This is a genomic window from Pleurocapsa sp. FMAR1, from assembly GCF_963665995.1.
Taxonomy (GTDB): domain Bacteria; phylum Cyanobacteriota; class Cyanobacteriia; order Cyanobacteriales; family Xenococcaceae; genus Waterburya.
Window position 1 is genome coordinate 2,705,182 of sequence record NZ_OY762512.1, and the last position, 16,986, is coordinate 2,722,167.

Below are 16,986 nucleotides of genomic sequence, written 5' to 3' on the forward strand. Positions count from 1 at the left end.
AAAAATAATAAATTTTACAGCTTTGATACCATCATCAATAGCATAAATGTAGTTTTTATTGATGATCGAGAATAAATATTTAGATTAAATTTAATTTCAAATTTAAGACCATAAAAATAACTATAGTTATCTTTGTTTATTTGATATTAAGGCGATAAAAAGATTGAAGTTAAAAAATTATAACCACTGAAGAATTGATTATTTATGTCTGGAATATTGTCATTTAGTGGTCGCGATCGCATTTTGCATTGAACTTGGAATGTTTGGGTTGGTACGCGATGAGATTATTTTTTTCATAGTTTAACTGAGAACGTTTTTAGGAGTATATATATGTCGTCAAATGGTCAACACGGGAATGGAACATGGTCGGGAGACCCGACCGTTTCCTCCCATCAAATTGAGATAAGCGATCGCCACGAAAACAAACCCAGTCTAGAAAGCATTAGCGACAATAGACAGTTAAATTACTCACAGCTTTATCTCTGTGCTGTAGTTATAGGTATCTTTGGCGGTATGACGGCTACTATTTATTACTTCGTGCTAGAAAGCATGATGCACGGTATGTGGCACACCCTGCCTGAAATAGTCAAGCCTTATTTTCCTAGCTGGCTTGGGGTTAGTAACTATGTCTGGATTGCCACTACTATTGGCGGATTTTTTGTTGGTTTAGCTCTTTATTTCTTTGGGCTTCCTGGAGAAATGGCTCAAGTGGTCGATAAAATTCATAACCCAGGCAAAATCGATATCCGCCAAACTCCAGCGATGATTGTCACCTCTTTAATTGCCATTAGCTCTGGTGGGAGCGCGGGACCCGAAGCACCTTTAGTTCAGGTTAACGGTAGCTTGGGAAGCTGGCTGGGAGAGAAATTAAATCTTTGCAAAACTTCGGTGAGAATTCTTACTTTTTGCGGGATGAGTGCAGCTTTAGGAGCTTTTTTCGGCGCACCGATTGGTGCAGCTTTGTTTGCCCTAGAAATTCCTCACCGTCGCGGTTTGCAGTATTTTGAAGCGATCGCCCCATCGATTATTGCTGCCATTTTTTCCTTCGCCGTATTTCGACTAAACACGGGCATAACTATCGGTGGTTTTTACCACTTTGAAGAAGTTCCTGCACTTTCCCCTCAAAACTTACTAGAAGGCTTAGTTTTGGGTGTAATTGGTGCTGGATTTGCAGTAATGTTTATTATCATCTTTCGTCTGATTGGCAAGCTACTAAAACCTCTAGAACATCATCCGATTGTCTTAGCAACTTTAGGTGGTTTATCAATTGGTCTAATTGCTTTTGCTTTCCCGCAAACCCTATTCTTTAGCGAGGCACAAATTCAAACCGTAATTGAAACGGGGGCTGGTTTAGGTGTTGGTCTATTACTGGCGATCGCTGTTGCTAAAATGTTTGCCATTAGCTTTACCCTACATTCTGGATTCTTGGGTGGCTTCATTTTTCCCCTATTTTTTATCGGTGCTAATGTTGGTTATGCCGTGTCTTTAGCAGTACCTCAAGTTCATCCTACGGTGGGCATGGTCTGCTTGATGGCAGCAATAAATGTAGCTGTTACTAAAACTCCCGTAAGTACTAGTATTATCCTCAGCGTACTTTCGGGGACGGCAATGCTGCCTGTTATTGTGATCGCCTCTTTTGTCAGTTTTGTCTTAACTAGCCAAATTACCATGATTAAAACTCAACGATATCGAGACTTAAAAGAAGTTGATTCGTCTAATCTAATTCTCGAAAAAGTGATATTAGTTGGAGAAAAACAAACTATAATTCCTGGTTTAAACAAGCTGAAAAAATTAGTGAGTATTTAAGATAGATTTTATGAGTTTTTTGGTGACAATCTTCGTGCTATTAATTTCGACCTGCTTTTTCTGTTTGCTTATGACGACAGACTTCGGCTGGGGTCCAATTGCCTATATTGCTTCTTTCTTGGGCGGTATAGTTTTAATTGGTTGGGCGGGTGTTTCTTGTCTCGATCTTTTCAACGATTAAATTGATGTTAGTTAATGCAAAGAATAAATTCTCTCGAAGAGCGAGAATGAAATAGCCCTGCTTCAAACAAGAACTTATACGAAAAAACAATATCTTTTAAAGTAAATGATTCACTACACCATTGAAGAACTACTGTTTTCTATGTGGACGCAGTTTATATTATTTTTTAGTTTTTAGGATCACCTGTTGTTTGTTCTTGAAGATCATCAGTAGATTTTTTACAGCTTTGATTGGTTACTTTCGCTTCTGCCTGCATTTTAGTAACTAATCGGGAATTTTCTAGCGACGTAGATTTACGAGCGATTTTTGAGTTAGGTAGTGGTTCAAGAGACTCTAAATGTGGTGTTAAGCCAATGCTTTTTTCAATGGGAATCGCCAAACTTGAGCGTGTGATTAATTTCTGTAACGCAGGACAAGGCTGAGAACCATCTTGATAAATTTCAGGAGAATCCCAAAGAGGATAGGCGTGCTGACCATTTATGCCGACTACTTCTCCTTGGCTGTTTAATAAAGGACCTCCGCTCATTCCTCTTTGAACATTGTTGGTATAGCCTATTTGATATCCTTGCTCAAGAGCTTGATTTAAAATCATAGCAACTCGACCTGACTTAAGCACAAAACCATTAGGCTCATTATTTTGAGGCTGTTTTGAGATAAAGGGAGAAGATATTCTTTCTAATTCAGAACGGGGAAATCCAGCAGCGTATATTGGTTCTCCGACCTCAAGAGATAAAGAACTACCAATTTTTGCTGTGGGATAGGTATTATGGGAATTAAATTCTAATACAGCCAAATCATAATCTTGTTTGGAAGTTGAATTGGTCACAACTTTTGCTGAATAGGTTTTTCCATCGGCAGTTTCAATACTGTAGGGAGCTTCTCCTGCTCGCAAAACGTGTTGATTGGTGATGACAGTATATTTTTGACTTTCTTGCAGCACAATAAAGCCAGAACCTAAAAAATCACCGCTTGATATTTTGACGCTGATGTTTGCTGCATGGTGACTGATTTCTTTGACTAATTCTTGAGAAGTAGTGCTACCAACAATTTTGGTTTTTAACTTAGAAACATCTCCAGATAAAAACATCCCAGTGCCAATTAAACAGATCATCAGTTTTATTAGCTGGGATGTGGATTGTGAGAAGTTAATGTTTGCAAGGATTGTTCTCCCAAAGCCTTTTTCTGACTCTTGATTAGGTAGCCATTTCATTAACTAGTCTTGATAAGTTTGCTCTTATCTATATTTTTAATTGTTTACGGGTACAGCGTCGAGGAATTTTGCCATATCTACATAAAATTCACCGTCAGAGTAGAAACCAGGATCATCTCCACTTAGAGTCAAGGTTTGTCCACTAACGCTACGACGGAAATCCACGAGTTTGACTAGTACTTCTTCTGGATCTGTGCCTTGCTTTAGAGTTACCAGGACGTTTTCTTCAGGACAAGTACCGCCTCTGGTATTGGCTACACAAAGTACAGGCATTTTGTTTACATCACCTGTACGAATAAACTTGAGATTTCCTTTGTCTAAAAATCCTTGGAAACGCTGTGAAACAGCACCGCATCGGTTTTTAGGAGTCCATTCACCAGAAAAGCTATTTTGCCAGTTAATTAAGGATATTCTGCCTCTGGGGGTATTGACAAAGGTAGTCCAATTTCCATTAAGTTGAGCGCAATAATAGGTATTGGTGTCTTTAGTTTGTGCTTTAGCTGGAGATGCGATCGCGCCGCCAATAACAACGCCTAATCCAGCAAGTATGACCGCTAACGATTTAATTTTCATGGTAATTGAGATAGATAGTGTGAGCTATAGGAAAAAGGATACGTTAAGTATTTATATCTAATACTAATGTAGCAAACCTTGCTTCGTAAGAGTTTTTCACCTTGACAAATTATAAACTGCACACTATGTAAAACTGAATTAAGTACAATGTCAGCGATCAAAACTAGATTACTGCCTTATCGCCCAAAATAGATTGTTCTATTAAATCTCGCTTTAAGTTATGTCCAATTAGCACTAAGCGAGTTTGTCTTGGTTCATCGGCTGCCCACGGGCGATCGTAAAAGGTATCAAAACGATTGCCTACTCCCTGCAACACCAAGCGCATTGACTTATTTGGCACATTGATAAATCCTTTGACGCGATAAATCTCTTGTTCTTGAAGCAATTGCTTGAGTTGTTTAGTTAAAGCTTCAGGCTCAAAGGCTTGTTCTGATATTAGTTCAATGGAATTAATATCATCGTCGTGTTCATGTTCTGCTTCGTGATCGTGATGAGAATGACGGCTATCTAAATGATCTTCAACCGCAGCATTAAAGCCTAATAAAAGGTCTGGAGCGATTTCTCCTTTGCTTACAGTGACTATTTTTACCCCAGGCTGTAATTCTTGTTTTAGCCAAGCTTTGATTTTGCTCAATCTATCTTCATCAACCAAATCAGTCTTGGTCAGCAACACCATGTCAGCACAGGCTAGCTGATCTTCAAAAAGTTCCTCAAGGGGCGTTTCGTGTTCTAAATTAGGATCTGCCTGTCTTTGAGACTCTAAAGCGTCAATATCTCCTACTAAGTTGCCTGTTGCCAAAGCATGGCAGTCTACTACGGTTACTACTCCGTCTACAGTGGCACTATTGCGAATTGCGGGCCAACGAAATGCTTGAATTAAAGGCTTGGGCAAAGCCAATCCCGAAGTTTCAATCAAAAGACAGTCAATTTGATCGCGACGCTTCAGCAATTCTTGCATGACTGGATAAAATTCTTCCTGCACAGTGCAGCACAAACAACCATTGGTAAGTTCAACAATATTACTATCGCCATCTTCTTCATCGCAAACTTGACACGATCGCAATAAATCACCATCAATACCTACTTCGCCAAACTCATTAACCAAGACGGCGATGCGTCTTCCTTGGTTGTTTTGCAGTAGATGGCGCACTAAGGTTGTTTTGCCTGCGCCTAAGAAGCCTGAAATTACGGTAACGGGAATTTTGTGCATAATAATTAAAGTCTGATAAATAATTAACCTAAGATGTTGCTGGAGAGAAAGGCAAACCCAATACCACACACGGCAAATCCAGCAAAACGTAGAGGTAAGCTGGGTGATCCCGAAGCTCTTTTGAGAATCGATTTGCCGACATAAAAAGCGATCGCGCTAATCCCTAGCTGAATTAAACAAAAACCAAGTAGATAAGCCCCTACAGCATTAGCCCTAGCACCGACAATAGATTCGCCATAGGCATAACCATGAAAAATACCAGCAATCGCAGCAATAATAATTAATAAAGCTAAATTAGTTTTATTTTCTTTTGCCAAGAAGATGCCCACAATTAGCACTGAAGCTGAAATAATTAATTCTGGTATCGGTAGATTAACGCTTTGTAAATGTATGCCTGTACCCACAGCCGTAGCCAGAATAAATGTCAGAGGAATAACCATACCTAATTTGCTGCTTAAAGCTGCTAATAAGCCAATAGCAATCACAAAAACGAGATGATCGATGCCAATTACAGGATGACCCAAACCAGCAAGAAACCCCGATGCAAAACTGCTAGGAAGTTTTCCACCGCTAGCATGATGAGCCAGCGCAGGGGAAGGGATAAGCAGTAAGCTAATGCTCCCGAAGACACTAGCCAGAAAACCCAAAGCAATTACCTTACGAGAAAGTTGCGCGATCGCACTATTTTTGTTCATAATTTGTGATTAAATTTGATTCAAAACCCTGTAAACACCAATCAATAGCTACAGATATTTTGTTTTTTTGAATAACAAAATTCAGCAAAACAAACTTTAGAGTAGTAATTAACTAATTAGTTGTTTGTCAGCCAAAAGCACGGTACTTCAATTTCTACCGCTCCATTATTAAATTAAGAAGTGCTTTTTGTTTGAAATTATTTTGGTTTATTACTAGTAATAAATGCTTAAAAAAGTTAAAGCTACGTAGAGTAAGCCAACGACAATTGTTATGAAGTGAATTTAACATTATCTGTACCTCGCAGATATGATCTAAGTGTGGTTGTATATAGTATCGGCGGGCATTCTGACTACAGAAATTGACGACAATCTCTTTACAGTTGCGGGACAGTGCCAGATTTTCACTGAACTTTCCCCTTTACATTTAATGACTGCTCATCATTAAAACCGAATTTTAGATAGGCAGTATATTTTTGTTTTACTACCATCTGTCAATCTACCACAGACAGGAGAAATTGAAATAATTTAGCTCGCAAATACTGTGTGTATTAACATGAAACACAAAAAAGCGAGTTTGCCTGAATAGAATTAACTATTACTTTTCCAGCATACTCCTGCGGCGATCGCTTCTGCTAAGATGCTAATTAGGCGATACAGTGCCACTGCTGCTATTTCTGCGGGAAACTGAGTATTATCTAAAAGACTAAAAGCGGTAACCTCAAATACTCCCAAGCCTCCTGGCGCGCCTGGAACAATCAAGCCTAACAACCAAGCAAAGCTAAAGGCACTGGTTAATTGAGGAATCTGTTGCCACGTCACAGACTGCAACGCCATAAAAGTCAGCATAAATCCAGTTGCTCTAAAAACAACAAATCCAATTTCCCCTAGAAAAGGAATAAAAGGATATCGATCTAATTTAATAGCTTGTGCCGCGATCGCATCAGCTTTGTTTTTACTACGGCTCAATCGGTGTAAGAGTTGATTGATGATGAAGGGATGTATGCCAATTAGCACTACTACTAAGCCAGCCAAACTTAAAATGCTGATAGCAGATAACAAAATCTGAGAATCAACATTGATTGTTAGCCAGCTTAATTTATCAGTAATCAAATTAATAATCTTCAAGACAAATAACGAAATTGGCGAATCTATATCCTCTGACCAAATCAACCCGCTACTGGTCAAACCAATAAATAAGGCTGCTGCTGCCATTAATAATGGCTCTAACAAGACACAAAGAGTTGCAGCACCCCTTGAACCTCCTTTGCGCTCGACAACGGTTATTCTGCCATAAAAGTGCCAGATGTTACCTGGGCAATATTTAGCAATATTGGTTAATAGATAAACTCTAATACCTTCTTTTGTGCTTAAAGGCTGTTGAAAAATTTTGATAATCCATGTCCATACCCAACCAGACCAAACATGAGCGCAGATAGTTATGATTAATGCTCCCGTTAGCATCAGCCAGCCTTGAGTATCAATTTCAACTGAAGCAACTTCTATCAAGCGATCTTTGAGTGTCTTGACCAAGAAAAATAATATACCTCCCAAAATAAACCAGCGTAGATAAGGTTTAATTTGAGCAAGAATCTGTTTCATTCAGTAAATTGTTGATTACCCATTACCTATTACCTCAATCAACTGCCAAGTTTACGCTCGATTCTCTCTAAAGCTTGATTTGCTGCTTGCCAATCTGGCTTTAAATCTACTGCTTTTTGATAGTATTCTTTAGCTGTTTGATAATTTTGTGAATATTCGGCGACCGAGCCTTTACCATACCAGGCTTCATGATAATCGGGATTAATAGCCAATGCTCGATCATAAGAATCCACAGCTTGAGTGTATAGTTGGCTATGTTTTTGAACATTGCCTAATCCAATTAAGGCAGGCAAATAATCTGGTTTAACGGCTAATGCCTCTAGATAAGCTTCTGATGCCTGTTGATAATCTCCTTGTTCAAAGTATAGTTTGCCCAAGTTATTCCAGGAAACAAAACTTCTATCTGGATCTAACGAGATTGCTTTTTGAAAATCAGCTATAGCCTTGTCTGTCTGCCCTAAACGGGTGTAGGTTTCACCACGATTGTTCCACAACCAGACATTTTCAGGAGCAATCTCTATAGCTTGATTATATGCTGCGATCGCCAAATCATATTTTTCAAGATTATACAGAGTCAAAGCTTTACAGTTCCAAAGTTGAGGACTTTGATAGTATTTTAAAGCTGTGTCGCAAGTATTCAAAGCTGCTTGATAATCATCCAATTGTCTTTGTGCCTTGGCTTTTTTTAACCAAACTTGTTCAAAATTTCTTACCTGTCCTCTAGTATTTGGTAATCTTCCTAGTCCACTATTGTAATAGTCAATAGCTGCTTGATATTGGTTTTTGTCTAATTTGGTATCGCCGCGATAGAACTCCAAAATCGCCGCCCTCTGACTATATTGAGTCCAGCCATATAGAATTCCGAAAAACAAGATAGGAGCAATGATCAAGTATTTATATAATCCTCTAAATCTAGATTTGTGCTTGATTTTTTTGAGGTCTTTGACTACTCGGTTTACCGATTGATATCGTTGATTTTGATCTAGATAAATCATTTTATCTAGGATTTTGGCAAAGTTAGGACTAATTCTGGCTTTTCGATGCCACAATATTTCTCCCGTGCGGGGATTTTTCTCTAAATTTTGCGGAGAAGTTCCCGTTAGTACATGAATAGCAGTCATACCTAGAGCATAGATATCGCTTGCCAAAGTAGGACTGTTGGCAATTTGCTCTGGAGGAATATAGCCAGTTTTGCTTTCAGGAATTAAATTGATAGCTTCGTTGACTAAATTAAAATCAACCAAAGTAACTTTATTATCCTTGTGTCGTCTAATTAGGCTAGAAGGTCTAATGTTGCCGTGAATAATTTGCTGTCTGTGGAATGGATGTAAAGCAGTAGCAGCATTAATCAGAATCTCAACTACCTCAGTTTCTGAAAGGATAAACTGATCCTCAATAATTTGCGCTAAATTTTTTCCCTCTACATACTCTTGAACGATATAAATTCTTGATTCATCGATAAAATATTCAATTACCGCTGGAGTTTTCTGATCATTATCAATAGCTGATAAATTACTAAAGCCGATCATTATCTCTTGATTCATTGCCGATACTGAAGATTCTCTCAATTGCAGAGGTTGCAGAATTTCTAAATAATATCTAAGTTTACTTTCTTCTAAACTATTAGCTACATAAGAGTGTGTTTCTTTTCTGCCACCTAGGTACTTAGCTATCTGATATTTATTAGCGATAGTTTTACCAATCATTTCTAATGGTTGAAGATCGCGCAATACTTCTTTGGCACTGTTGTAACGTTGTGAAGAGTTACCAGCAGTCATGCGATTAATAATCTTCAAAAAAGCTTCACTGATGGCTATTTTTTTATTCCAGGCAGTTACGCCACTAGCTTCAGCTTCCTCCCACTCCAAGGGAGATTTATTGGTCATCCCAAAAATAACTGTTTTACCTAAAGCAAAGATATCGCTACTATAGATTGGCTTGCCGTTATTTTGCTCTGGGGGCATATACCCTGGAGTACCAATAATCTGGGTTTTAATCTGCTGTTTGCTGGTATCAAAAGCCAAGGTGCCGATTTCTTTAACTGCACCAAAATCAATCAGGCTCATCTTGCCATCTTGTTTACGTCTGATTAGATTGGATGGTTTTATATCCCGATGTATTACACCTTGCTGATGAACAAACTTGAGTATTTCTAAAACATCAAATAAAAACTGAATTGCTTGAGCTTCATTTAATATTTGCCGATGGACTTCCTGCTCAAATTCTTCGCCTTCAATAAATTCTAAAACTAGGTAAAACTGTTTTTTTTCTTCAAAATGACCAATAAATTGAGGAATTTGAGCGTGTTTACCTAACCATTGCAAGACCATTGCTTCGGTTGCCAACCTCTCTTTGGCACTCTCCCACACGGCAGAAGTATTAAATCTTGGCTGTAGTTGTTTAACAGCGCATTTGTGTTCATCTGCCAGTTGGTTGTCTAAAGCCAAATAAGTAGTAGCAAATCCTCCACTACCTAATTCTCTGACAATAGAAAACCTTTCGTTTAATATATCTCCTGATTTGAGAGTTTTGTAGCCATACTTAGTATTCCGTTCAGAGTTTAAGCCTTCGGATTGAGAAATAGGAATAGTGAAATCTGAATCTGACATGGCATATCTGAAACACAAGATTTTTAAATTGTAGCGAACATCTTTAAAAGATTGAACCTACTTTAGATTGCAGTTAGCTGTAGTATACAAGGGAATCTTATACTTAATTTATTTAGCGTTAACAATTGGCTGTATAAAACTGAAGCGTCATACTTTAATTTTCCGTTCTGCAACATAAAAGCTCAGGTTAACGATAAAATTATTATCTAGCCCCGTATACAAATTAGCTTTTTAGCTTTCACTTTAATCGCTTTTATAGTTTACTATCGCCAACTTTTTGGAATTATGACATTTCTTCGCCAATATATAGCCCCTTTAGCCGTACTAATAATTTTTTTGCTAGCCTTATTTGCAGTGAGCGCACGTATTTTTTTACCTTCAGATATGGCTGCTCCTGCTCCAGTTGCATTAGATGATTTGAGTACCATCATGCCCCAAATTGGCTTAAATATATTTTAAAGACATTGCTAAATCAAGTGTGAACTCGAAAGGAATACTATTAGTAGTTATATGCGGACAAGTTTTTTGTAGATTCAGTCGCTATGATACGAAAACCGTCAAGTCCGCGCTGAATCGCTCTCAGCTCTTAGCTTTTAATTCAATACTTTTCGGTTGACATTTGTTTGGAAGATTTAGATTTAGCTCTGTTTAGTTATTGTTGAGCTTAATTAGAGATTTATAATCAACTAACTGCCACCATTCTCGTAACTCAGTCTTCTCAATCTTTATAGCTTCTATCTGCACAAAAAATTTATTATATACGAGCAAATTTAAACTTCTTTTACTACTATAAGTATATTCTTTTCCAGAAATATTATCAATTTTAATACTTTTGTTATATCCTTCTGTTGATTCTTGACTAAAATCCGTAGTCATTAAAAAAGGCGTATAAAGCGCAGAATTAAATGCCCAATCAAATATACGAATGGTGATTTGCTTACTTTGCTGAGTATATATCTGACTAACTTGTGAAATACTATAGTTTCCTAAAAATATTGTTTCACCTTGAAATTTTTCTGCTATCCACCCTTTAGGTGGTTGGGGCAAATGCTCAATTAGTTCTTCAAATGAAACTTGTACTGGTTTTCTATTAGCTATTTTTAGCTGAATATCGTTAGTATTTTTGCTCAACTTTAAAGCTTTATGAATAGCTTCTGAAGGATTTGGTTGAATCTTAATTTTTTCATCTGCTTCTAATGTTTTAGACTAAGAGTCATTACCAATACAAGCAGCTACTAAACCAAAGGCTAAAAATAACAAGAACATTTTAGTAATAATGTTTTTTATAACTTTATAAAAGAACACAAAATAAATCGAGCTAGTATATATGACTGAATCTTTATAATTTTGGGCAGTCGAATTGTATTTTCTCTAGCTATGCGCTTTTCAATGATATATGTTTATGTTTGAATTAGACCAGCCTAAACAATATATAGGTTAGTCGCCATTAATCATTTTAATAACTATTACTTTATCCTTTTAATTTTTATTTATTTGATGTTATGAGCCAGAAAAGAGAAACTACGGTTTTATTATTGTCATTATTAATGACTCTTGGCGTAATCGGTGGTGGTTTGTGGTGGCTGACTAAAGATAAACAGTCTTCAAACCCAACAGAAACTATTGAATCTGCGGGAAAACCCCAATCTACTAAATCGACTTTCGATCAAAAACAAATTAGTACAGGAAACAAACTTTTAATTAGTCAAGATACTACTCCCCAAAAGCAAAAAGCAGTACAGGCGATCGCCAATGCTAATTACTCTGAAGCAGTATCTCAACTAGAGCAATCATTAAAAATAAAGCGTAACGATCCCGAAGCCCTTATTTATCTCAATAATGCTCGTATTGGTGACAACAAAGCCTACAGTATTGCTGTACCTGTTCCAGTAGGCACAGATATGACTACAGCTAAGGAAATACTTAGAGGTGTGGCACAGGCACAGGATGAAATTAATCAGCAAGGGGGAATTAATAGTGTTCCTTTAAAAGTAATCATTGCTAATGATGATAATAATCCTAAATCAGCTAAGGAAATCGCCCAAAACTTCGTTAAAAGTCAAGATATTGTGGGGGTAGTGGGGCATTTTTCTACTGGAGTTACCTTAGCTGCTGCACCGATTTACCAAAAACACGGTTTGGTTGCTATTTCTCCTACCAGCACCTCTGTGGCTTTATCTGATTTAGGCGACTATATCTTTCGTACTGTACCAAGCGATCGCTTTAGTGGCAATACCCTGTCTAAATATATGCTGGAAAAACTCAACCAGCGTCAGGCTGCGATAATTTATAATTCTCAAAGTGACTATAGCAAATCCCTCAGAGATGCTTTTACTACCAATTCTGTTGGCGACGGGGGAGAAATTGTGACCGAAACTGATTTATCCCAAGGAAATTTTAATCCAGCAGAGACGTTGCAGTCAGCAGCTAGCAATGGCGCAGAAGTACTAGTCTTTCTCGATGATTCGACTACATTAGACAAAGCATTTTTGCTAATGCAGCTAAACAATCGTCAATTGCCAATGTTAGCAGGAGATAGCTTTTATAGACCTCAAACCCTACAAATCTTAGGCGAAAAGGCAGCAGGCTTAGTTGTAAGCGTACCTTGGCACATTTCGGGAAATACTAACCCCAATTTTCCTGATGCTGCTCGTCGTCTGTGGGGAGGAGATGTCAGCTGGCGCACGGCGATGGCTTATGATGCCACCAAAGCTTTAGCTGCTGGTTTAGCTAATAGTCCTAGTCGTCAAGGAATACAGCAGACTTTATCTCAGTCAGGATTTTCTTTTGATGGAGCATCGGGTACAGTGAAGTTTTTACCTTCAGGCGATCGCAATTGGGCAGTACAGTTAGTTAAGGTGCAGCCTGGAAATCGTTCTTCCTATGGTTATGATTTTGTACCTGTTTATTAAATATTACTTTATTAATTAATATTTAATTTAGATTCTAGCAGGATAGAATTAGGTTGATAGCTATTAGATGAAACATTAAAGTGACTAACATTCCCGTACCTCCTAAACCACCTCAAAATTTGTTCGATAGTGAAAAAAAGCTCGCTATCTACAGTCAAATGTTAGCGGACTTGGAACAAAATGCTAGTTATCAACAAGAGGCGATCGCCTATCATGCCCAATCCTTGAAACTATTAGAAGCTGAGGCAGCAACTACCCAGACTGAGTTAGAAGCCTGTCGCAATATTATTGATAGTCTCAATAAGACTCAACAATTAGCTGCCAACGTAACGCTAGACGAAGAAAATAAGAGTAATGGATACCATCCGACTGAAGCAGAGGAGACTGCTCCAGTAGAAATGCCAGCAGTTCAATCTAAAGCAGATAAATCGAAGCAGAAAACAGCAGTTAAAAAAAGCCAGACCAAAACTAAATCACCAAAAGCGAAGGTCAAACCACAAGCTCAGACCAAATCTAAGAACAAACTCGATAGTACACTACCTCCGTCTGCCAGACTAGATACTTACGAGAACATTACTACTGGAGTCTTGGACTTTGTTAAAAAGCAAGATGGAGTTATTAGTTCACCAGACATTGTGGCTTATTTCTATCCTGATGGTTTAGATCAAACACAACAAAACAAAGTGGCAAAATCTTTTAGCAGCGTCCTCAGTTTACAATTCAGAAAAGGTATTTTAGAGCGCACCGTCCCTGGCAAATATATGTGGAATAACAAGGCTTCAACGAAATAACCTTTTGACTTAAATTAGCTCCTTGATAGTTTTTTACTAGACTGAGAATGGTTTTTCTCCTGGCTGTACTTCAATTAATATAGTCATTCTAAATAGAAACCATACGAAAAAAGACAACTGTGATGAGTGCCTGAAACTACTCTGACCTCTGACCTCTGACCTCTGACCTCTGACTTAAACCAGTCAATCATGAGGAAGTTAATTGGAATGACTATAGTTGTCTGCTTGAGGCTATTTAATAATTTCTACCAGTGCTGGTTTTAGATCTGCATACTGGTAATTAAAGCCTGTAGACTGAGTTTTTTGCGGTAGCACCTGCTGTCCTTCGAGTACAACTATTGCTCCATCTCCCAGCAAAACTTCCAAAACGAAATCAGGCACAGGTAGCCAAGAAGGTCGATTCATCACCTCACCTAGAGTTTGACACAGTTTGTTCATCCGAACGGAATGAGGAGAGGTAGCATTATAGACTCCAGACATATCAATTTGGTTGATTGCTTGAACAATCAAGTTAACCAAATCGTCGCGGTGAATCCAAGAAAACCACTGTCTGCCACTGCCAATAGGACCGCCAGCAAACATCTTAAACGGTCCGATCATTTTACCCAATGCACCGCCGTTGGCTAAAACAATACCCACACGTAAAATAACTAATCGCACTCCTAACTCAGTTACTTTCTGTGCTTCAGCTTCCCAAGCTTGACAGACTTGAGCTAAGAAGTCATTTCCAGCAGGACTGTCTTCTACAAAAGCAGCAGTTTCACTTGTGCCATAGTAACCGATCGCCGAACCACTCACTAGCACCTGAGGCTTTTGCTCGGCGGTGGCGATCGCTTCTACTAGTTTTGCCGTGCCAATTTGGCGACTTGACATAATTGCCTGTTTTTGCTGAGGACTCCAGCGTTCGGCAATAGGCTCTCCTGCTAAGTTGACTACTCCATCACAGCCTGAAATACTTTTTTGCCATTCTCCCGACTCTTGGGGAGTATATTGAACTATTTCTAGCTGGGAGTAAGCTGAAGCGGGAAAAACTTTTTGAGCTTTATTAGGATTACGGGTTAGAACTAATATTTGATGCCCTTCTTGGTTTAGCTTGGCTACCAAACGACTGCCAACTAAACCTGTTGCTCCTGTAATGGCGATTTTCATCTGTTGCACTGTTATTTATATCGACCTCTTTAGACTAATGATAAAAGAAGATGGCTGGGTAATTAGGCAGAACAGCAAAATCTAACCAAAAGCGATCGCACTTTTTGTTGGTTCAAACGCTATATATCCAATTACAGTCCCTTTAAAACCAAGGCGGTACAAATGACATCCAAAGCCGATGAGATAGGATGTATAGCAGGTTCAACAGCAATGGAATTCGGGATAATCATGCTAAGACGATAATTAAAAAAGTATAAAACTGCTGTAAATTAAAATTTATGAATCAAGAACTGGAATTACTGCTTCAGTTGGCATCTCGTCAAGGAGCAAGCCATGCAGAAGTTTATCAGGTGACATCTCAATCCCAGCCAGTATTTTTTGAGGGAAATCGTCTCAAGCAGCTAGAAAGTTCTCAATCTATAGGTACAGCTTTAAGACTATGGCATGATAGTAAGCCAGGTTTAGCGGTGGCTTATGGCAACCTTGAGCCAGAATTGTTAGTCAGTAAAGCGATCGCTTTATCAAACCTCAACCAACCTGAAACTATAGAATTAGCACCCCCTAGAAAGGCAATTTACGATTTGACGGGTGCGCAAGCAACCGTAACTGAATTAATAGAATTGGGCAATCAAACAATCGAAAGGTTACGGGAAGAATATCCTGAATTAGTTTGTTCTGCCGAGCTTGAGTCTGAGCAGGAAACTACTACCCTAATTAACTCCCAAGGATTACACTGTCACTATAGAGAATCTGGTTTAAGCTACTATATTGGCGCGGAGTTAGTGCGTGGCGAAGACTTTTTGAGTGTCTACGACGGAGAATACACTAAAGAGAAACTAAATCCTGATTTGGTAATTGAGCAAATTGTCAAACGTCTAGATTGGGCAAAGCGTAACGTTACGACCCCTCAAGGCATTGTACCAGTATTACTTACAGCCAATGCTGCTAATTTGCTTTGGGATACTGTCTCATCGGCTTTAAACGGCAAAAGAGTCAAAGAAAAGTCATCTCCCTGGAGTAGCCAGCATCAGCAATTAGTTGTCTCAAAATCAATTAGTCTTTCTCAACAGCCAGATCGACAACCCTATGACTGTCCTTTTGACGATGAAGGAATGCCAACTCAAAAACTGGAGCTTATTTCTCAAGGAATAGTCAATCAGTTTTATAGCGATCGCACTATTGCTAGAGAATTAAATCTTCAACCAACAGGAAACGGTTTTCGCTCTGATCTAGATAGCTATCCTAGTCCTACCTTAGTAAATCTTATTGTTACTCCAGGTGATAGCTCATTCTCAGAATTAATCACTCAACTAGATAATGGCATTATTGTCGATCAAATGCTTGGCGGTGGTGCAGATATCAGTGGAGACTTTTCCGTTAGTCTAGATTTAGGCTATCGAGTTGAAAATGGCAAGATAACTGGTCGAGTAAAAGATACGGCAATCTCAGGTAATGTCTATCAAATCTTAAAAGAGGTGGTTGCTTTGGGTAGTGATTCTATTTGGAATGGCTCTTGTTTTACGCCTTCGTTGATAGTAGAGGGAATTTCAGTTACAGGTTAATTTTTTAGCAAGTACTTCTGAATTATTTTCCTTAGAGAAATAGCCAGCCAAGGCGATCGCTTGATACGCTCAACAAGTTAAATGTTGTAAATATCTCTTTTTCCTCATCCTGCGTACTGGCTTGCCCTTCGTTCCCTTATCCCTTTAAACCCTTGTACTTTTTTATGCGATAATTCATAAAAGAATAATATTTTAATGTTTGCTTAACATAAAGCAATGAATGAGCCAGCTAAAAAACAACCAAATCCAGAAGAAACTCTAGCCAAACAGACTCCCCCAAAAGAGAAAACCCTGGCAGAACAAGCTCCAGCAAGTTATGAATGTCGCTCTTGTGGTTATGTTTACGTGCCATCTAAAGGGGATAATCAGGGGAATGTTCCCGCAGGAACTCCGTTTGCAGAACTATCGAATGACTGGCGTTGTCCTGTCTGTGGTGTCCGTAAAACTCAATTTGTTAATGTTGGCGCGCAAGGTTCAGCATCTGGCTTTGCTGAGAATTTGAATTATGGCTTAGGAGTTAATCGTCTGACTCCTGCCCAAAAAAATCTTTTAATTTTTGGTGCTTTGGGTTTGGGCTTTTTGTTATTCCTGAGCTTATACGGCTTACACTAGCAATCTTATTTCCATGCCTGCGGTTCAAAGAAAGTTATTTTAGTTGATTTTTCTCATGAATTTGCTGCTTATCTGCC

General features: G+C 38.5%; 14 protein-coding genes and 1 riboswitch. Of the genes, 6 read left to right on the forward strand and 8 right to left on the reverse strand.

What is annotated here, in order from left to right; all coding sequences use genetic code 11:
• The first annotated feature begins 330 nt into the window (after positions 1 to 330).
• A complete protein-coding gene (locus SLP02_RS13040) occupies positions 331 to 1,806 on the forward strand; it encodes a chloride channel protein (RefSeq protein ID WP_319421087.1) in 1,476 nt (491 codons plus the stop codon).
• A gap of 347 nt (positions 1,807 to 2,153) precedes the next feature.
• Here the strand turns inward: SLP02_RS13040 and SLP02_RS13045 are convergent, their stop codons facing one another.
• From SLP02_RS13045 to SLP02_RS13070, 6 genes are all read right to left on the reverse strand, one after another.
• A complete protein-coding gene (locus SLP02_RS13045; RefSeq protein WP_319421088.1) occupies positions 2,154 to 3,197 on the reverse strand; it encodes a S1 family peptidase in 1,044 nt (347 codons plus the stop codon).
• A 36-nt stretch (positions 3,198 to 3,233) separates the two neighbouring features.
• Entirely contained in the window at positions 3,234 to 3,770 is a 537-nt protein-coding gene (locus SLP02_RS13050) for a COP23 domain-containing protein (RefSeq protein ID WP_319421089.1), read from the reverse strand.
• Between the two features lie 163 nt (positions 3,771 to 3,933).
• Positions 3,934 to 4,980 (reverse strand): cobalamin biosynthesis protein CobW, encoded by a 1,047-nt coding sequence (gene cobW, locus SLP02_RS13055; RefSeq protein WP_319421090.1) that lies wholly within the window; start codon positions 4,978 to 4,980, stop codon positions 3,934 to 3,936.
• 23 nt (positions 4,981 to 5,003) lie between these two features.
• Positions 5,004 to 5,675: a HupE/UreJ family protein gene (locus SLP02_RS13060; RefSeq protein WP_319421091.1), complete on the reverse strand. Its 672-nt coding sequence runs from the start codon at positions 5,673 to 5,675 to the stop codon at positions 5,004 to 5,006.
• A 318-nt stretch (positions 5,676 to 5,993) separates the two neighbouring features.
• A riboswitch (cobalamin riboswitch) is annotated at positions 5,994 to 6,142 on the reverse strand.
• A gap of 121 nt (positions 6,143 to 6,263) precedes the next feature.
• On the reverse strand, positions 6,264 to 7,274 hold the full coding sequence (locus SLP02_RS13065) for a lysylphosphatidylglycerol synthase domain-containing protein (protein WP_319421092.1): 1,011 nt from the start codon (positions 7,272 to 7,274) through the stop codon (positions 6,264 to 6,266).
• Positions 7,275 to 7,312: 38 nt separating this feature from the next.
• On the reverse strand, positions 7,313 to 9,883 hold the full coding sequence (locus tag SLP02_RS13070; protein WP_319421093.1) for a protein kinase domain-containing protein: 2,571 nt from the start codon (positions 9,881 to 9,883) through the stop codon (positions 7,313 to 7,315).
• Between the two features lie 285 nt (positions 9,884 to 10,168).
• Between SLP02_RS13070 and SLP02_RS13075 the strand changes: the two genes are divergently transcribed.
• On the forward strand, positions 10,169 to 10,342 hold the full coding sequence (locus tag SLP02_RS13075; RefSeq protein WP_319421094.1) for a hypothetical protein: 174 nt from the start codon (positions 10,169 to 10,171) through the stop codon (positions 10,340 to 10,342).
• 189 nt (positions 10,343 to 10,531) lie between these two features.
• On the opposite strand, the gene SLP02_RS13080 is transcribed toward SLP02_RS13075, so the two are convergent.
• On the reverse strand, positions 10,532 to 11,014 hold the full coding sequence (locus tag SLP02_RS13080; protein ID WP_319421095.1) for a hypothetical protein: 483 nt from the start codon (positions 11,012 to 11,014) through the stop codon (positions 10,532 to 10,534).
• Positions 11,015 to 11,385: 371 nt separating this feature from the next.
• On the opposite strand from SLP02_RS13080, the gene SLP02_RS13085 reads away from it, so the two are divergent.
• Positions 11,386 to 12,795 (forward strand): ABC transporter substrate-binding protein, encoded by a 1,410-nt coding sequence (locus SLP02_RS13085; RefSeq protein ID WP_319421096.1) that lies wholly within the window; start codon positions 11,386 to 11,388, stop codon positions 12,793 to 12,795.
• 80 nt (positions 12,796 to 12,875) lie between these two features.
• Positions 12,876 to 13,586 carry a hypothetical protein gene (locus SLP02_RS13090; RefSeq protein ID WP_319421097.1) on the forward strand — a complete coding sequence of 237 codons (711 nt, stop codon included), beginning with the start codon at positions 12,876 to 12,878 and terminating at the stop codon, positions 13,584 to 13,586.
• A gap of 231 nt (positions 13,587 to 13,817) precedes the next feature.
• Here SLP02_RS13090 and SLP02_RS13095 read toward each other — a convergent pair whose 3' ends face one another.
• Positions 13,818 to 14,735: a thylakoid membrane protein ThyD gene (locus tag SLP02_RS13095; RefSeq protein WP_319423681.1), complete on the reverse strand. Its 918-nt coding sequence runs from the start codon at positions 14,733 to 14,735 to the stop codon at positions 13,818 to 13,820.
• 278 nt (positions 14,736 to 15,013) lie between these two features.
• On the opposite strand from SLP02_RS13095, the gene SLP02_RS13100 reads away from it, so the two are divergent.
• Together SLP02_RS13100 and SLP02_RS13105 are read left to right on the forward strand one after the other, a co-directional pair.
• The gene (locus SLP02_RS13100) at positions 15,014 to 16,297 is read left to right on the forward strand and encodes a TldD/PmbA family protein (RefSeq protein WP_319421098.1); all 1,284 of its coding nucleotides are present in this window, start codon (positions 15,014 to 15,016) and stop codon (positions 16,295 to 16,297) included.
• Between the two features lie 216 nt (positions 16,298 to 16,513).
• Positions 16,514 to 16,909, forward strand: a complete 396-nt coding sequence (locus SLP02_RS13105) for a rubredoxin (RefSeq protein WP_319421099.1) — start codon at positions 16,514 to 16,516, stop codon at positions 16,907 to 16,909.
• Positions 16,910 to 16,986: the final 77 nt, after the last annotated feature.